This is a genomic window from Nannocystis pusilla, assembly GCF_026626665.1.
GTDB classification, from domain to species: Bacteria; Myxococcota_A; Polyangia; order Nannocystales; family Nannocystaceae; genus Nannocystis; species Nannocystis pusilla.
Genome location: NZ_JAPNKE010000002.1, coordinates 4987223 through 5004099 on the forward strand (window position 1 = coordinate 4987223; position 16877 = coordinate 5004099).

A 16877-nucleotide genomic window follows, 5' to 3' on the forward strand; every position below is an offset into this window, starting at 1 on the left:
GTCATGCCCAGCGTCACCGTCACCTCGCGCGCCGCCAAGGTCATGCGCGACCAGCTCGCCCGCCGCGGCACCCCGCAGGCGTCGATCCGCCTCGGCATCCGCGGCGGCGGCTGCACCGGCTACTCCTACCTGTTCGAGTTCGAGGACAAGCCGCCCCGCGCCAACGACCTCGTCGTCGAGCAGGACGGCGTGCGCGTCGTCGTCGACCCCAAGAGCCTGTTCTACCTCGACGGCACCGAGGTCGACTTCGAGACCGGCATGCGCGGCCACGGCTTCAAGTTCAAGAACCCGAACACCAAGGACGCGTGCGGCTGCGGCGAGTCGATCTCCTTCTAGCCCGCCGCCCCGCGCGCCGCTCACCTGCCCGTTCGGGCCTGTTCCTTCGGCCCTGTCCAAACGGCCCTGTCTGAACGGGCCTGTTCTTTCGGACCTGCTCTCTCCGACCCTTCGGCCATGTCCGTCGACACCGACCCCTTCGCCCTGTTCGACCTGCCGCGCCGGCACGCCGCCTCGCGCGACGCGATCGAGCAGCGTTACCTCGAGCTGTCGCGGGCGGCCCACCCCGACAACGTCGTCGGCGAGGGCACCGCCGCCCGCCGCGCCGCGGTCGAGCGCGCCAGCGCCGTCAACGCCGCCTACCGGGTCTTGAGAGATCCGGTCCTGCGCGCCGAGGCCCTGGTGAAGCTCGGCGGCATCGACCTCGACAGCACCGACCCCGAGCGCGGCGCTCCGCACCCCACGCAGGCCTTCCTGCTCGAGATGATCGACCTGCGCGAGCGCCTCGACGACGGCGGCCCCGACGGCGTCGCCGCCCTGCGCGACGACGTCGAGGCCCGCTGCGACGCCGCCCTCGACGCCGCGGTCGACGCCCTCGACGCCGGCGAGTTCCGCCGCGCCGCCGAGCACCTGGTGGCCCGCCGCTACTTCCAGCGCTTCCTCGACGAGACGGACAGCAGCGCCCCATGACCAGCGTCCCCATCCACGACACCGGCGCGCTGTTCCAGATCGCCGAACCGACCGACCAGCGCCGCGCCCAGCGCCGCCCCGGCCGCGGCATCGGCATCGACCTCGGCACCACCAACAGCCTCGTCGCCCTCGCCCCCCACGGCGCCGCGCCGCGTGTCCTTCGGGACAGCTCGGGCAGCGGCCTCGTCCCCTCGGTGGTCGCCTACACGGTCGACCCGCCGCTGGTCGGCCGCGCCGCGCAGGCGCTGCAGGCCGAGCACCCGTCGCAGGTGCTGAGCAGCGTCAAGCGGCTGATGGGCCGCGGCCTCGCCGACATCAATTTCGCCCACCCGTATCACCTGTCCGAAGAGACACCCGGCCTCCTCCGCATCGACGTGGGCTCGCAGGTCGGCTCGCCTCTCGGCTCGCCCGGCGCGTCGCGGCGGGTGACCCCGACGGAGGTCTCGGCGGCGATCTTGCGCGAGCTCAAGCTGCGTGCCGAGGCCGAGCTGGGCGAGCCGTGCGACGGCGCCGTCATCACGGTCCCCGCCTACTTCGACGACGCCCAGCGCCAAGCCACCCGCGACGCCGGGCGGATCGCCGGCCTCCAGGTCTACCGCCTGCTCGCCGAGCCGACCGCAGCCGCCCTCGCCTACGGCCTCGACCGCGGCGGCGAGGGTCTGTTCGCCGTCTACGACCTCGGCGGCGGCACCTTCGACGTCTCGCTCCTCCGCCTTCACAAGGGCGTGTTCCAGGTGCTCGCTACCGGGGGCGACAGCGCCCTCGGCGGCGACGACTTCGACCGCGCCCTCGCGGCCCGGCTGCTCGAGCGGGCAGGCGTCGGCGAGCCCACGCGCAACCAGCTCGACGCCGCCCGCCTGGCCGCCCGCGCGGCCAAGGAGCGCCTGACCGAAGAGACAGCCACGCGTGTCGCCCTGCCCGGCCTGCCCGAGCTCGAGGTCACGCGCGCCGAGTTCGAGGCGCTGATCGAGCCGCTCGCCCAGCGGACCCTCCGCGCCTGCCGCCAGGCGCTCAAGGACGCCGGCCTGCGGGCGCCCGAGCTCGACGGCGTGGTGCTCGTCGGCGGCTCGACGCGGGTGCCGAAGATCCGCGAGCTCGTGGCCGAGACCTTCAAGCGCCCGCCGCTCTCCGACATCGACCCCGACGAGGTCGTCGCCTGGGGCGCGGCGATCCAGGCCGACATCCTCAGCGGCTCCGCGCGCGAGGGCGTGACCCTGCTCGACGTCGTCCCGCTCTCGCTCGGCCTCGAGACGATGGGCGGCATCGTCGAGAAGATCATCCCGCGCAACGCGACGATCCCGATCGCCGCGCGCCAGGTGTTCACCAACTACGCCGAGCACCAGACCGGCATGGTCATCCACGTGGTCCAGGGCGAGCGCGAGCTGGCCCGCGACTGCCGCAGCCTGGCCCGCTTCGACCTCAAGGGCATCCCGCGGCTGCCGCCGTCGATGGCCCGCGTCGAGGTCACCTTCCAGCTCGACGCCGACGCCCTCCTCACCGTGTCGGCGCGCGAGCTGATGACCGGCGTGCGCCAGTCGGTCGAGGTCAAGCCGACCTACGGCCTGTCCGAAGAGGAAGTCGACCGCCTGGTGATGGACAGCCTCGACCACGCCGGCGACGACTACGCCCGCCGCAACGCCGCCGAGGCGCGCGTCGAGCTCGGCCGGGTCGTCCTGGCCCTGCGGACAGCCGTGGCCGAGGTCGGCCACCTGCGCGAGCTGCTGCCCGACGACGAGCGCGCCCGCCTCGAGGCCGCGCTGGCCGACGCCGACGCCGTGATGGCCGACGCCGACGCCGTCGCCGACCCGCTGAACCGCGCCCGCACGGCGCTCGAGAAGGTCAGCGAGCCGTTCGCCCGCCGGCGCATGGAGCGGGCCCTCAACGCCGGCATGGCCGGCAAGAGCCTCCACGACATCGAGCGGGCGCTGGCCGACGAAGACGCGCTGCAAGAGAAGCGCGCCGGCCACACCCCCGAGCTGCTCGAACCCGAAGAGCCCTGAGAACGCATGCCGAACGTCACCTTCATCGGCCCCCATGGCACCACGGTCGTCGAGGCCGCGCCCGGCGAGACCCTGCTCGACGTCGCCGAGCGCCACGACATCATGATGGGCTCCGCCTGCGGAGGCGTGTGCGCCTGCTCGTCGTGCCACTGCTACGTCCGCCAGGGCCTCCAGACCCTGCCCGAGATGTCCGACGCCGAGAGCGACCGCCTCGACATGGGCTTCGACGTCCGCCCCTACAGCCGCCTCGGCTGCCAGGTCAAGGTCGGCACCACCGACCTCGTCGTCGAGCTCACCCAGGAGTCGATCCGCACCTGGTACGACGAGCACCCGCAGGCCCGCAAACCCTGAGCCGCCTGCGCCCGCGAGCGAGTCGAGCTATCCTGTAGCCGACCCGCATGCTCGCTCGCCTCCACGTCCAGAACTTCAAGTGCCTGCGCGACGTCGACATCGCGTTCGGCCCGTTCACGGTCCTCATCGGCCCGAACGACAGCGGCAAGTCCAGCATCCTCGACGCGCTGCGGATCCTCGGCCGCACGATGCGCGAGCCGCTCGCCGACATCTTCCGCGGCGATGACGAGTGGCGCCACCTGGCGTGGAAGGGGACCAACGTTTCCTCGTTCGCGCTTGAAGTGGGGTACAAAAATGGACCGCAGGAACGAACATACAAGCTCGTCCTTTCCGCTCTGAATGTCTTCGAGGAGCACATATCGGAAGACAACGCTGGGCCTGTGCATGTTTTCAAAGTGCCTCGTAGGGCCGGAACTCGCCTTCGTGATCACGCCGGAGGTGCATTTGTCCCTTCTATAAAAGGTTCGAACATCGCTGCTGATCATTCGCTTAGATCATTCTACGGCTCGCATAAGTCGGACCTGCACGCTCTTGTTGAGATACCTCGATACCACCTGAATCCCGAACACCTTAGAAGTACTGCTCCGACCTTACGCGACGCCGTACTCGCGCCCACGGGAGACAATCTCGTCGCCGTGCTCGATCGGCTCATCTCCGGCCCGGACCGCAGCGTGATCGTTCGTCTTGAGAAGGCCCTACACGAAGCGATTCCGACAATTCGCGGAATTTCTCTCCCCGCAGTCGCCGGGCAAGCAGGCACCAAAACCCTCGAGTTCGTCCTCGACAACGCTCAGAACGGTCCCCCTGTTACGATCCCCTGCGCCCACGCCTCAGACGGCGCCATGCTTCTCACCGCCTTCCTCGCGCTCGCCTTCAGCGACGAGCCTGGAATGATCCTCGTCGAAGAGCCCGAGAACGGCCTCCACCCGTCGCGCCTCCGCGAGGTCGTCGAGATGCTGCGCAAGATCAGCACCGGCGCCGTGGGCAACACGCCGAGGCAAGTCATCGTCACCACCCACAGCCCGCTCCTCCTCAACTACACACAGCCCGAGGAGGTCCGGATCGTCCAGCGAGACCGCGAGCGCGGCACCATCGTCACGCCGATGAGCGACGTGCCGGACGTCCACGAGCTCCTCGACGAGTTCGGCACCGGCGAGCTGTGGTATCTGCTCGGCGAGCAGGCCCTCGTGGAGGGCAAAAAGCCGTGAAGCGGGTCCTGTTCGTCGGCGACGGCAAGCACGACATCGGCGTCCCCGACTGGCCGACCGACGAGCCTTTCCCCGCTCGCGGCGTCGTTCCCCACCTGGCCGAGCGAGTCGCTGCGGTGGATCGCGCCCATTCGTTGGCCATGCCCTGGTCGCATCCGCGGCTCTCCCGTTTCCAGCCCAAGAATCGCGCCCAGCGTACGCGCGGCTACGAAGCGAAGGTCCGCGCCGCCATGCTGCAGATCGAGCGCGGCGTCCTCCGCGTCGACGGCCTCGTGTGCGTGGTCGACGAGGACAACGATCCCGAGCGCCGCAACCTGCCCGACGTCCTTCACGTCCACGCCAGCGAGCGCTGCCCGATCGCAGCCGGCGTCGCAGTCCGCTCGATCGAGGCGTGGACCCTCGGAGCTCGCACGGCCCTCGCCCAGGCGCTCCGCACCAAGGTGGACATGGTTGAAAAGACATGTCCATCGAGCTCTGTCGAGGAGCTCTACGAGGGCGCCGGGGATCGTTCGCGCCGGCCCAAACACATCCTGCAGCGCCTCGCCGACGAACTCGCCCGGATGAAGGACAGCCTGGAGCTCCGCGAGGAGATCGCCTCGCTGACGGACCCGGACGAGCTGTGCAAGGCCTGCCCCATCGGCTTCGCCCCGTTCGCCGTCGCCGTGCGCGCCGCCTTCGGCCCACCCCCTGTCGTCGTCGGCTCCACGCCCTAGCCGCTCCATCGGCCTGCGCCACGCAGGCCAGCGTCGGTCATCCACTGGCGCCCCCTCGGGCCGCAGCGACCGCCGCCTCGCTGCAGCGGCGACGCACAAGAGTCGGGCGCTCCGGGTACGGGATTTACGTCTCTATGCACCTCGTTCATCGGCTCCGAACACGATCCCGGACGTGCCCAGCAACGCCGGCGCGCCGGGCTCGCCGCGCCTCTCGAACAAAGTAACCTCGCGGGCGCTGCGGGCGAGGAGCCGCCATCTGTCGCTTCCGCTGGGGGCGCGGAGATCGGGCCCCGACTTTCGAGGACAAGAGCGGTGTTGTCGGCCGCGGCGCCCGCGAGGTCTGGCGATCGTAGATTGCGTGCGTGATCTGAAGAAGACCACCGCGTGACGGCGCACGCGCCTGCGGGTCGGGGGCTATAGTCGACGCGTGCATCGTCGCGCGTTCGTCACCGGCACGCTCGCCGCTCTGTCTCTTGGGTCATGTCGTTCCCCGCGGCCCGCGACCGCTCCGGCCGACGAGCGCTTCGCCGCGCTGGCGGGTTTCTGCGACGGCGCCCTCCCGATCGGCGACGACGAGCGGGCGCGCCGGCGCGAGCGGGCCCAGGAGCTCATGCAAGAGCATGGCTTTTCGGCCATGCTCTTCGAGCCAGGTGACTCTCGACTTACTTCGCCGGCATCCGCTGGGGGCGGAGCGAGCGGCCGATGCTGTACCTGTTGCCGGCGCGCGGACCTGCGGCCTTGATCGCGCCCGCGTTCGAGACCCGGACCTTGCGCGAGCGGGCCGGCGACGCGCTCGCGCAGCACCTCTGGCACGAGCACGAATCGCCGTACGCGAAGCTGGCCGAGGCGCTGCGGGCCGCGGGGATCGATCACGGCAAGCTCGGCGTCGATCCGTGGACGCGCGCTTTCATCGTCGACGGCGCGCGCGGCCTGCGAGGTCGAGATCGCTCCGGCCACGCCGGTGCTCCGCGCCTGTCGCATGGTCAAGAGCGCGAGCGAACTCGCGCTTCTCCGCCGCGCCAACGAGGCCACCAAGGCCGCGCTGAGGGCCGTTTCCGCGCATGTCTCCGAGGGCATGTCCGAAGGTGAACTCGCCGGGCTCGTGCACGCCGCCCAGACCGCAGCTGGCCTGACGGACACCTGGGCGCTGGCGCTGTTCGGCGCCAACGCCTCCTACCCCCACGGTACCCAGGGCGAGAAGCGGCTCGTCCGCGGCGAGCTCGTGCTCGTCGACGCCGGCGGGGCGCTCCACGGCTATCAGTCGGACGTCACCCGCACATGGCCCTTCGGACCTGTCTCTTCGGCGCAATCGCGCGCGTGGCAGGCGGTCCATCGCGCTCAGACGGCGGCGCTCGCCGAGCTGCGACCGGGTCGCACGTGCGAGGCCGCCGACGCCGCCGCGCGCGCGGCGGTCGCCGCGGCCGGCTACGCCGCCGACTACGGCAACTTCACGCATCGACTCGGCCACGGCATCGGCCTGCAGACCCACGAGGACCCCTACCTCGTGCGCGGCAATCAGGACCTGCTGCGACCCGGCATGACCATGTCCGACGAGCCAGGTGTCTACTTGATTGGTGAGCTCGGCGTCCGCCTCGAGGACATCGTCGCCATCACCGAGGGCGAGCCCGAGATATTCGGCCCGCGGGCCGGTTCGATCGACGCGCCGTTCGGGTGATGAGCCTCGCTGCCGTATGCGCGACCTTGATCTCCAAGAGCGTTAGCCAGGGTGGTATAGGCCCTGACACACCGGAGAGAGGAAATTGCCGCAGCTCATCCTTGAAGACTTGAACCTCGAGACCGCGGAGCGGCGCCTGTGCTCCGAGGCGCTCAACACCGCCGGCAACATCGTCGGCGCTGCGGACCTGCTGGGCATCACCCGTCACGCCTTGAAGCGGCGGATCATCAAGCTCGGCATCGAGTGGCCGCCCGCCCGCGGCAGCCGTCCCGAGCCCAGCACCTAGGTCATGGACGGCGGAACGGCGGCGCTTGCGACATGGCTCTTGGGCCAGGTGAGCACGAGCGCCGACGCTCCGCGAACGACGAGCGCGCGGACGCGGGCGCCCGCGCGCGCGGACCGGTCCAGCGACCGGTTCAGCGTCCGGTGAAGTTCGCCGTCCGCTTCTCGACGTACGCCGCCAGGCCCTCGAGCGCGTCGTTGCTCTGGAACAGTCGCTGCTGCAGCTCGCGCTCGAGCGCCAGCCCGTCGAGCAGGCTGAGCTCGCCGCCCGTCTGACAGGCGCGCTTGAGCAGGCCGACCGCCAGCGACGCCTTCGCCGGCGGCACGAAGCGCTTGGCGTACTCGCGGACCTGACCGACGAAGTCGGCGGCGCTCGGGGCGTCGAACACCTTGTTGACGACGCCGAGCTTCTGCGCCTCGTCGAAGTCCATCGTCCGGCCCTCCGCCATCAGCTCGATCGCCGCCGACTTGCCGATGAGCCGCGTCAATCGCTGCGTGCCGCCCGTCCCCGGCAGCACGCCGAGCGCCACCTCGGGCAGGCCGCACTGACCGGCGCCGCGGCGGGCGATGCGGATGTCGGCGGCCAGCGCGATCTCGAGGCCGCCGCCGACGCAGTGGCCGTTGAGCGCCGCGATGACCAGCTTCGGCGTCTGCTCGAGCCGCGCGATCGTCTCGTTGGCGTGCAGGCAGAAGTTGTACTTGAACGTCGGGTCGGCGCCCTTGAGCATGCGGATGTCGGCGCCGGCGCAGAAGAACTTCTCGCCCGCGCCGACGACCACGATCACGTGCGCCTCGGCGTCGAAGCGGGCCCGCAGGATCGCCGCGTCGAGGTCCTGCATCATCGCGTACGAGTAGCAGTTGGCGGGCGGGACGTTGATCGTGAGCTGGGCGACGCCGCCCTCGGCGTGGTATTCGACGTGAGGCATGCCCGGGCTTATACCCGATCCTGTGCACGTCCACCGCGTCCGCGTCGGCTTCGGCGACTGCGATCCCGCCGGCATCGTCTACTTCCCGCGCTTCTTCCACTTCTTCCACGAGGCGATGGAGACGTGGTTCGACGAGGTGCTGGGCCTCCCCTACGCCGAGATGATCCGCGGCCGCGGCCTCGGCTTCCCCGCCGTCCACACCGAGGCCGACTTCGCCATCCCCTGCGCCTTCGGCGACGAGATCGCGGTCGAACAGCGCGTCGTCGGCCTCGGCCGCACGTCGATCCGCTTCGCCTACCGCGTGCGCACCCACGGCGAGCCCGACTCGCCGACCCGCCTCACCGGCGCCACGGTGTCGGTCGTCATGGACCTCGACCCACGCCGCCCGACCTTCCGCCGCCCCGTCGAGCTGCCCGCCGACCTGCGCGCCCGCATCGAGCCGCTGGTCGTCGCGCCGTGAGGACGTGCCGCGACCGCGGCGCTTCCTCGCACGATCATCCTGCTCGCCGCGTGAGCCGCATCGTCGATGTGCTCGCTCCTCGCGCCCGTCGAGGCCCCGCCTGCGACCGCGTCACGAGCGACGCGGCGCCAGGCATCGACGCTTGCGAGCCCGTCGCAGCTACGCCGACTGTGACAGCGGCCGCACCGCGCTCGCGCCGATCGTGACGCACGCCTCGCAGCCGCGGCGGCCGTCGCTGCGAGGGGTCAGAGCCAGCGCGCCGCCGTGGGCCTCGGCGATCTGGCGCGCCAGCACCAGGCCGATGCCGCTGCCGTCCGGCTTGGTGGTGAAGAAGGGGACGAACAGGTTGGCGGTCTCGGCCAGACCGTGGCCGTCGTCGACGACCACCAGCGCGAGCTGACCGGCGTCGACCCGCCAGCGCACCCGCACCTCGCCCGCGCCGGCCTGCAGCACCGCGTCGGCGGCGTTGCGCACCAGGTTGATGAGCAGCTGATCGAGCTGATCGCCGTCGGCCTGCAGCGCCGCGTCGGGCCCGGGCTCGACGATCACCCGCACGCGTCGCTCGAGCGCCGCGACCCGGCCGGCCCACGCCGCCACCTCGACCGTGGCGAACGTCGGCGGCGGCAGCCGGGCCAGGCGCGCGTACGCGGCGAGGAACCGGGTCAGGCTGGCCGAGCGGCGGGCGATGACCTCGAGCCCGCCCGTCAGGTCGTCCTCGAGGTCGCTCGCTCGCTCGCCGGGCGGCCGCGCCAGCTGCTCCCGCAGGTGCTCGGCGATCGAGCGGATCGGCGCCAGCGAGTTGTTGATCTCGTGGCCCAGCACCCGCACCAGCCGCTGCCACGCCAGCCGCTCCTCCTCGCGCAGCGCCCGGCGCAGGTCGGTCAGCACCACCAGCGTGTGCGGCAGCCCGCGCTGGCGGAACTGACTGCGCCGCAGCTCCCACGGCTCGGCGCCGCCGGGGAACACGGTCATCAGGGTGCGAGGAACCTGTCCTTCGAGACATGCCGCGAGCCCGAGCGCCCCCGCCGCGCGCCCGAGCAGCCCACCTCTCCCCGAGAGCAGGCGCTCCGCCGAGCGGTTGGCCAGCCGCACCGTGCCCTGCGCGTCGAAGGCCAGCACCGCGACGTCGATCTCCGTCATCACGGTGCGCAGCAGCGCGTCGGCCTCGAACGCGCCGAGCCGTTGCTCGCGCAGCGTGTCGGCGAGCCCGTTGATCTCGCGCATCACCCCGGTCAGCGCGTCGTCGCCCCCGTCGTCGCGCGGCACTCGTCCGCGCAGCGAGAAGTCCTCCTCGCGCAGCGCGGCCAGCAGCGCCGACACCAGGTGCAGCGAGCGCGTCACCCTGGCGTACAGCGCCGCGGCGCCGCCCAGCCACGCCGCCAGCGACAGCGACGCCAGAGTCCAGCGCACCTTCGGCGAGTGCTCGTCGAGCGTCAGCAGCGTCAGCGCCACCACCAGCGCGGGGGCACCCGCCGCGAGCACGAGCAGCACGACGCGCACCTCGTGCCGCTGCGTCCAGCTCACGGCTCGAGCCCGTAGCGCGCCAGCCGGCGGTACAGCGCGCTGCGCGACAGGCCGAGCCGCTGCGCCGCCTCGCTGACGTTGTTGTTGGCGCGGGCCAGCGCGCGCACGATGAGGTAGCGCTCCGCGTCGTCGAGCGTCATGTCGTCGATCGCCGTCGCGCGCTCGCCCTCGCCGGCGCGCAGCACCAGGTCCTCCTCGCGGATCGCCGGGCCCGACGCCAGCAGCAGCGCTCGCTCGACCACGTGCTCGAGCTCGCGGACGTTGCCCGGCCAGCGGTGCCCCAGCAGCGCCTTCTCGGCCTCCGGCGTGAACTCGACCACCTTGCCGCCGTAGCACGGGCTGCGGACCTGCAGGAAGTGCTGCGCCAGGCGCAGGATGTCGTCCTTGCGCTCGCGCAGCGGCGGCAGGTGGATCTCGACCGTGTTGAGGCGATACAGCAGGTCCTCGCGGAACACCCCGCTCCCCGTCAGCTGAGCCAGCGGCGCGTTGGTGGCCGCCAGCGCCCGCACGTCGACCTTGCGCAGCTTCGACGAGCCGACGCGGTGCAGCTCGCCGGTCTGCAGCACGCGCAGCAGCTTGGCCTGCTGACCCGCCGGCATGTTGGCGATCTCGTCGAGGAACAGCGTGCCGCCGTCGGCCAGCTCGAAGCAGCCGATGCGGTCGGCGCGGGCGTCGGTGAACGCCCCCTTCACGTGGCCGAACAGCTCGCTCTCGAACACCCCGTCGCCGAGCGCCCCCGCGTTGACGGCGATGAACGGCCGGCTCGCGCGCAGCGACCCAGCGTGCAGCCAGCGCGCCACCACCTCCTTGCCGGTGCCGTGCTCGCCGGTGATGAGCACGCTCGCGTCCGACGGCGCCACGCGCTCGACGATCCGCAGCACCGACTCCATCGCCCGCGAGCCGGCGACGAGCCGCGGCAGCTCGCCGCCGGCCGCCAGCCGCTCGTTGGCCTCGGCCAGCTTGCCGCTGCGCCGCAGCGCCCGCGCCAGATCGATCTGCGTGCGCAGCGTCAGCAGCAGCCGCCCGTTGTCCCACGGCTTTTGGATGTAGTCCCGCGCGCCGCGGCGGATCGCCTCCACGGCTCCGTCGACGCTGCCCCACGCCGTCATCACCAGGATCGGCAGTGTCGCGTCGACCGCGGCGATGGTGGCGATCAGGTCGAGGCCCTCGCGCCCCGACGTCGTGTCGCGCGTGTAGTTGAGGTCCATCAGCAGCGCGTCGAACTCGTGCGTCTCGACGGCCGCCACGATCTCCGCCGGCGAGCGGGCCAGGTGGAGCAGGAAGCCCTGGCCCTTGAGCAACAGGCGCAGCGCCTCGAGCACGTCGGCCTGGTCGTCGGCGATCAGCACCCTGGCTTCTGGCATCGGCGGCTCATTCGTGGCGCAGCGCCACCATCGGATCGATGCGCGTGGCGCGTCGCGCAGGAATATACGTCGCCAGCAGGCCGACTACCACGAGGACCAGCGTCACGCCCGCGTAGGTCGAAGGGTCGGTCGCGCTGATCTGGCCGGCCAGCAGCGCGGTCATCACCCGCGACAGCGCCGCCGCGCCGAGGATGCCGAGCACCACGCCGGCCAGCACCAGAGTCATGCCCTGGCGGACCACCAGACCGACCACCGCGCGCGCCGGCGCGCCCAACGCCATGCGCAAGCCGAGCTCGCGCGTGCGCTGGGCGACCGAGCTGGCCATCACCGCGTACAGGCCCACGCCCGCCAGCACCAGGGCCAGCCCCGCGAACACGGCGAGCACTCCGAGGACGAAGCGGCGGATCCGGAAGCTGCCCGAGATGTGCTCGACGAGCGAGTTGCCGCCGATGACCGCCTGCCGGGGATCGACCGCCGCGACGGCCGCGCGCACCTGCGGCGCCAGGGCGGCAGGGTCGCCCTGCACGCGCGTCAGCACGTTCATCGTCATCGCCCGCTGCGTCAGCGCCGCTGCGGGCAACTGGCGGTACGCGTAGTAGATCTGGTGCGGCGTCTTCTCGATCTCCTGGGGCCCGAACTGCTGCACGTGCCCGACCACGCCGACGATCTCGACGCTCCCCGCGCCGCTGACGTTGTCCTGCAGGCGCCGCCCGATCGGGTCCTGGCCCGGGAAGAACTTGTCGGCGAGCGTGCGATCGACGAGCACAACCGGCGGCGTCCCGGGGCCGTCCTGCGGCCCGAACGTGCGCCCCGCGAGCAGCGGGATCCCCAGCAGCTCGACGTACGGACCGTCGACGTGATAGGCGACCGCGGTCCGCACGTTCGCCGGCGTCTTCTCGACGTCCGGCGGCCAGAACGACTCGATCGCGTGGAACCAGTGCGGCACCGTCGACGACACCGCCACCGACTCGACGCCCGGCAGGCCGGCCACCTCTCGCTGGAGGGCCGTCCAGAACTGCTCGACCGCGGTCGCCTCGGCGTAGCGCGCGGGCGGCAGCACCACCATCGAGCTCGTCACATGCCGTGGATCGAACCCGAGGTCGCTCGCCTGCATCCGCGCCAGCGCGCGGATCGTCAGCACCGCGCAGACCGTCAGCGTCAGCGCCAGCGCCACCTCGCCGACCACCAGCAGGTTGCGCGCGTAGACTTCGTCCGCCGGCCGTCGCGTGCGGCTCGGTGTCCTTCAACGCCTGCGCGAGGTCCGGACGCGAGGCGTGGAGCGCCGGCACGAGCCCGAACAGGAGCCCCGTGCCGAGCGCGACCAGAACCGTGTAGACGAGGACCTGCGCGTCGACGGCGATCTTGTCGTAGAAGTTGTCGAGCGACGGAGGGCGGGTCGCGTTGAGCAGGTCGACGCCCCACAGCGCCAGCAGCAGGCCCAGCGCCCCGCCGAGCAGCGCCAGCAGCGTGCTCTCGACCAGCAGCTGACGGACCAGCCGCCAGCGCCCGGCCCCGAGCGCCGCGCGGACGCGCATCTCCTTCTGGCGGCGCATCGCTCGCTCGAGCATGAGGTTGGCGACGTTGGCGGCCGCGATCACCAGCACGCACGAGACCGCGGCGAGCAGCAGCCAGAGGGCGAGGCGCCCGTCCTCGCGGACGACCTCTTCCAGCGGCAGCAGCAGCGGTCGGCTCGCGCCCACCTCCGCCGGGTAGCGCTGGCCCAGCGCGTCGCCGACCGCCTGCATGTCGGCCATCGCCTGCGTCAGCGTCACGCCGGGCTTCAGCCGGCCGATGCCGTGGAGCTCGGGGCGCGCCGCGCGGTCGCGGAAGGTCGGTTCGTCGGCGCGAGCGCCGAGCGGGATCATCGCGGCGCTGTCGTAGAACGAGCGGAAGCCCGCCGGCAGCACGCCCACGACCGTCCGATCGACGCCGTCGAGGGTGACCGTCTCGCCGAGGACGTCGGGGTCGGCGGCGAAGCGGCGGGTCCAAAAGCCGTGCGACAGGATGATTACTTGGGGTCCGCCCGGCGCGTCCTCCTCCGCGAGGAAGTTGCGGCCGAGCGCCGGCTCGACGCCGAGCGTCGGCAGCAGGTCGTGCGAGTACATCTGCACCGAGACGTACTCGGGATCGCCCTTCCCGGTCAGCGTCATGAAGTCGAAGGCCAACGCCGCGAAGTCGGAGAACGCGTGGTTCTGGTCGCGATAATCGAGGTAGTTGAGGTAGGGCACCGCCGCGCGGTAGAGCTCGGGCTGGGTCTCGAGCACGACCACCAGCCGCTCCGGCTCGGCATACGGCAGCGGGCGCAGCAGCACCGTGTTGACGACGCTGAAGATCGCCGTGTTGGCGCCGATGCCGAGCGCGAGCGTGAAGATCGCCACCAGCGCGAAGCCCGGCGACCGGGCCAGCATCCGCAGCGCGAACCGCAGGTCTCTAAGCAGTCCGTGCATGCACGTCTTCCTCGACCACGCGGCCGTCGAACAGGTGGATCGTCCGCTGGGCCTGGCGCGCGTACTCGGGGTTGTGGGTCACCATCACGATGGTCGTCCCGGCGCGGTGGAGGTCGTGCAGCAGCGCCATCACGGCGTCGCCGTTCTTCGAGTCGAGGTTGCCGGTCGGCTCGTCGGCCAGCAGCAGCGGCGGCTCGCCCGCGACCGCTCGCGCGACCGCCACGCGCTGCTGCTGCCCGCCCGACAGCTGCGCGGGCAGGTGGCGCTGGCGGTGGGCCATCCCGACGCGCCCCAGCGCCGCCTCGACCCGCCGGCGCCGCTCTGCCGCCGCCATCGCGCGGTACGTCAGCGGCAGCTCGACGTTCTCGGCCACGGTCAGGTCGCCGATCAGGTTGAAGCTCTGGAACACGAAGCCGATCTGCTCGTTGCGCACGCGGGCGCGCTCGGCCGCGGACAGGTTCGACACCGGCCGCCCGGCGAGCGCGTACGTCCCCGACGTCGGCGTGTCGAGCAGCCCGATCAGCGACAGCAGCGTCGTCTTGCCCGAGCCCGACGGCCCGGCGATGCACACGTATTGCCCGCGCGGGATCTCGAAGTGGACATCGGCGACCGCGTGCGTCTCGAGCTCGTCGGTGTGGAACACCTTGCGGATCGCCTCGAGGTGGATGAGCGGTGAATTCATCGGAGCCATCCCTTCGCGCTATTCGAACTTGACGCGGTCGGTCGCGTCCCATTGCGTCATGTCGGACAGGATGATGCGGTCGCCGACCGACAGTCCGGCCACCACCTCGACGGTCTTCGCCGACAGCCGACCGATCTGCACCGGCACCCGCGTCGCGTAGGCGCCGTCGGCGTCGACCACGAACAGGCCCATCGTCGCGTCGGGCTGCACGAACGCCGGCCGGCGCACGTGCATCACCTCGGGCAGGCGCTCGAGCTCGACGCGGCCGACCACGTTCAGGTCGGGTCGCGCCCCGCGGGGCAGCGCGCCGGTCAGCGCGACGTCGACGGTCACCGTCCCGCCCGACGCCGCCGGATCGACGCGCACCACCTCGCCGTCGACGATCCCGTTGCGCGTGTCCACGCGGGCGACCTGCCCGATCGCCACGTCCTTCGCCAGGGTCTCCGGGATCGCCAGGCGCGCCTTGAGTCGGTCGGGGCGGGCCACCTTCGCCAGCAGGCCGCCCGGCTGCACCCACTGGCCCGGCTCGAGCGGCAGCTCCTGCAGCACCCCGGCCACGCCCGCGCGGATCGCCAGCGCCGCCAGCTGCTCGCGGCGGAACTCCGCGATCGCCACCAGTCGATCGATCTGGGCCGCGTGCGCCGCGATCCGCTGCTTCAGCCCGTCGCCCAGCACCGCGACCCGCTCGGCCTCGAGGCCCATGCGGCGGTCGATCGACTCGAGCTGCGCCCGCGCGGCGTGCTCGTCGTCGCGGGACACATAGCCGCGGCCGCCGAGCTCCGCGTTCGCCACCGCCTTGCGCTGCGCCGTCGACTGCTCGATCTGCAGCGCCGTCACTGCGACCTCCTGCTGCAGCTTCTGCCCGCGCATCGTCGCCCGGATGTTGACCAGCTCGGCCCGCGCCGCCGCGACCTGTCGCTCCGCCTCGAGCGCCTGCAGCTCGAGCTCCGGGTTGCGCAGCTCGAGGATCACCGTGTCCGCCGCGACCTCCGTGCCCGGCCTGACGAAGATCTGCTCGACGCGCGCCGCCGACAGCGCGGTGATCCACTGGATGTGCTCGGGCACCAGCTTCCCGTTGCCCTGGACCTCGCGCAGCATCTCGCCGCGCTCGACCGTCCCGAACCATAGGCTCGCGCGCGTGACCGTCGGCGGCTCGGCGTGCAGCTGACCGATCGCCACGGTCGTGATCACCAGACCGCTCACGACCACGAGCGCCGCGAGCAGCTTGCCCCCATGCCGCACAAGCCATCCGCGCCGACTGCGAGGGATGTCCACGCCCGCTCGTCTCGCAAACGCCGCGCCACCAACGATTTCACGAGCTTCGCCGTCGAAGCCGCGCCGCGCTGTCCGGATCTGGCACTCCCTCGTCCCACTTTCGAACACGGCGAGCGCCGCGAAAAAATGCTGCCGCAGCGGGCTCGCCGCCGCCGACGCGACGCGCAAGCGCTTCACCCTCGACAGCCCGCGCGCGGATTGGCACAGTCCGCCGCACGATGAGCGAGTCGCTGACCCTCGCCCCGACCGCCGATCCGCGGGTCTTCGTCGCCCCCGACGGCCGCCGTCTGTCGCCGCCGCCGGGCTGGGCCTGCCTGCCGCCCGGCGACGCCGCCCTGACCCGACGCGTCAAGCTCGCCGGCCCGTCGTGGGCCGTGGTCGAGAAGAAGGGCCGCAAGGTGTTTTCAAAGGGGCTGTGGGCGCCCGCGGACACGATCGAGTCGCTGCGCGCCGCGCTCGAGGCCGAGCGCTCGACCGAGTCGCACGCCAAGAAGCGCGCCGCCGACGTCGCCCGCCGCGAGCGGACCCAGGCGACCTACGTCGTCACCTTCGAGCAGTCCGTGCTCGAGTTCCTGCGCTTCTCCCCGCGCTGGGACGCGCTCGCCCGCACCGTCGCCGCCCGCGTCACCCAGCACGCCACGCCGGTCGGCAGCGGCACCGTCGCCCGCACCGAGCGGATCCCCGTCGAGGAACGGGCCCGCGCCGCCGTCATCGCCTGGATGCGCCACCAGACCACCGGCTACGACGACATGCAGATCGCCCGGGTCAAGGGCGCCCGCCGCGAGGTCCGCCGCGAGCTGGCCGAGATCTCCCGCGCCGTGCTCGACCTGCACCGCCGCGACGAGCCCCACGCCGCCCGCGCCTGCCCCCTGTGCCAGGCCGCCGCCGCCGCGCCCGCGAGCGCCTGACCTTCGGAGCATGCCCTGAAGAGCATGCCCTTGAGGACATGCTCCATGGGCCATGTCCTCCGGACCTCGTTCACTTCGTGAGCCCGAGCGCCGCCG

General features: G+C 72.0%; 16 protein-coding genes and 1 pseudogene. 10 read left to right on the forward strand and 7 right to left on the reverse strand.

The window, feature by feature from the left end:
* Window positions 1-3: 3 nt before the first annotated feature.
* From OV079_RS22030 to OV079_RS22065, 8 genes are all read left to right on the forward strand, one after another.
* Window positions 4-336: a HesB/IscA family protein gene (locus tag OV079_RS22030; RefSeq protein ID WP_267770829.1), complete on the forward strand. Its 333-nt coding sequence runs from the start codon at window positions 4-6 to the stop codon at window positions 334-336.
* 117 nt (window positions 337-453) lie between these two features.
* Window positions 454-966: a Fe-S protein assembly co-chaperone HscB gene (gene hscB / locus OV079_RS22035; RefSeq protein ID WP_267770830.1), complete on the forward strand. Its 513-nt coding sequence runs from the start codon at window positions 454-456 to the stop codon at window positions 964-966.
* On the forward strand, window positions 963-2966 hold the full coding sequence (gene hscA / locus OV079_RS22040) for a Fe-S protein assembly chaperone HscA (protein WP_267770831.1): 2004 nt from the start codon (window positions 963-965) through the stop codon (window positions 2964-2966). The genes hscB and hscA overlap by 4 nt, the downstream gene beginning before the upstream one ends.
* Window positions 2967-2972: 6 nt before the next feature.
* The gene (locus tag OV079_RS22045; protein ID WP_267770832.1) at window positions 2973-3317 is read left to right on the forward strand and encodes a 2Fe-2S iron-sulfur cluster-binding protein; all 345 of its coding nucleotides are present in this window, start codon (window positions 2973-2975) and stop codon (window positions 3315-3317) included.
* Between the two features lie 47 nt (window positions 3318-3364).
* Complete coding sequence (locus tag OV079_RS22050; RefSeq protein WP_267770833.1) at window positions 3365-4525, forward strand: AAA family ATPase; 1161 nt, start codon at window positions 3365-3367, stop codon at window positions 4523-4525.
* Window positions 4522-5238 carry a hypothetical protein gene (locus tag OV079_RS22055; RefSeq protein WP_267770834.1) on the forward strand — a complete coding sequence of 239 codons (717 nt, stop codon included), beginning with the start codon at window positions 4522-4524 and terminating at the stop codon, window positions 5236-5238. Before OV079_RS22050 ends, OV079_RS22055 begins: the two co-directional genes overlap by 4 nt.
* Window positions 5239-6217: 979 nt before the next feature.
* On the forward strand, window positions 6218-6913 hold the full coding sequence (locus OV079_RS22060) for a M24 family metallopeptidase (RefSeq protein ID WP_267778614.1): 696 nt from the start codon (window positions 6218-6220) through the stop codon (window positions 6911-6913).
* Between the two features lie 109 nt (window positions 6914-7022).
* The gene (locus tag OV079_RS22065; RefSeq protein ID WP_267709321.1) at window positions 7023-7199 is read left to right on the forward strand and encodes a helix-turn-helix domain-containing protein; all 177 of its coding nucleotides are present in this window, start codon (window positions 7023-7025) and stop codon (window positions 7197-7199) included.
* A gap of 130 nt (window positions 7200-7329) precedes the next feature.
* Here OV079_RS22065 and OV079_RS22070 read toward each other — a convergent pair whose 3' ends face one another.
* On the reverse strand, window positions 7330-8121 hold the full coding sequence (locus tag OV079_RS22070) for an enoyl-CoA hydratase/isomerase family protein (protein WP_267770835.1): 792 nt from the start codon (window positions 8119-8121) through the stop codon (window positions 7330-7332).
* A gap of 22 nt (window positions 8122-8143) precedes the next feature.
* Here OV079_RS22070 and OV079_RS22075 point away from each other — a divergent pair, with 22 nt between their 5' ends.
* Complete coding sequence (locus tag OV079_RS22075) at window positions 8144-8581, forward strand: acyl-CoA thioesterase (protein WP_267770836.1); 438 nt, start codon at window positions 8144-8146, stop codon at window positions 8579-8581.
* A gap of 159 nt (window positions 8582-8740) precedes the next feature.
* Here the strand turns inward: OV079_RS22075 and OV079_RS56145 are convergent, their stop codons facing one another.
* The 6 genes and pseudogenes from OV079_RS56145 to OV079_RS22105 all read right to left on the reverse strand — a co-directional run bounded on the left by OV079_RS56145 (window position 8741) and on the right by OV079_RS22105 (window position 15807).
* Window positions 8741-10105 (reverse strand): sensor histidine kinase, encoded by a 1365-nt coding sequence (locus OV079_RS56145; RefSeq protein WP_267770837.1) that lies wholly within the window; start codon window positions 10103-10105, stop codon window positions 8741-8743.
* Window positions 10102-11469, reverse strand: coding sequence for a sigma-54-dependent transcriptional regulator (locus OV079_RS22085; RefSeq protein ID WP_267770838.1), 1368 nt, complete (start codon window positions 11467-11469; stop codon window positions 10102-10104). The genes OV079_RS56145 and OV079_RS22085 overlap by 4 nt, the downstream gene beginning before the upstream one ends.
* Window positions 11470-11476: 7 nt before the next feature.
* On the reverse strand, window positions 11477-12655 hold the full coding sequence (locus OV079_RS22090) for an FtsX-like permease family protein (RefSeq protein ID WP_267770839.1): 1179 nt from the start codon (window positions 12653-12655) through the stop codon (window positions 11477-11479).
* 91 nt (window positions 12656-12746) lie between these two features.
* Window positions 12747-13916: pseudogene (locus tag OV079_RS58330) on the reverse strand (ABC transporter permease); the annotation flags it as partial.
* Window positions 13900-14598, reverse strand: a complete 699-nt coding sequence (locus tag OV079_RS22100; protein ID WP_267770841.1) for an ABC transporter ATP-binding protein — start codon at window positions 14596-14598, stop codon at window positions 13900-13902. The pseudogene OV079_RS58330 and the gene OV079_RS22100, both read right to left, overlap by 17 nt.
* An 18-nt stretch (window positions 14599-14616) precedes the next feature.
* On the reverse strand, window positions 14617-15807 hold the full coding sequence (locus OV079_RS22105) for an efflux RND transporter periplasmic adaptor subunit (protein ID WP_267770842.1): 1191 nt from the start codon (window positions 15805-15807) through the stop codon (window positions 14617-14619).
* Between the two features lie 284 nt (window positions 15808-16091).
* Here OV079_RS22105 and OV079_RS22110 point away from each other — a divergent pair, with 284 nt between their 5' ends.
* On the forward strand, window positions 16092-16781 hold the full coding sequence (locus OV079_RS22110) for a DUF2293 domain-containing protein (RefSeq protein ID WP_267770843.1): 690 nt from the start codon (window positions 16092-16094) through the stop codon (window positions 16779-16781).
* Window positions 16782-16877: the final 96 nt, after the last annotated feature.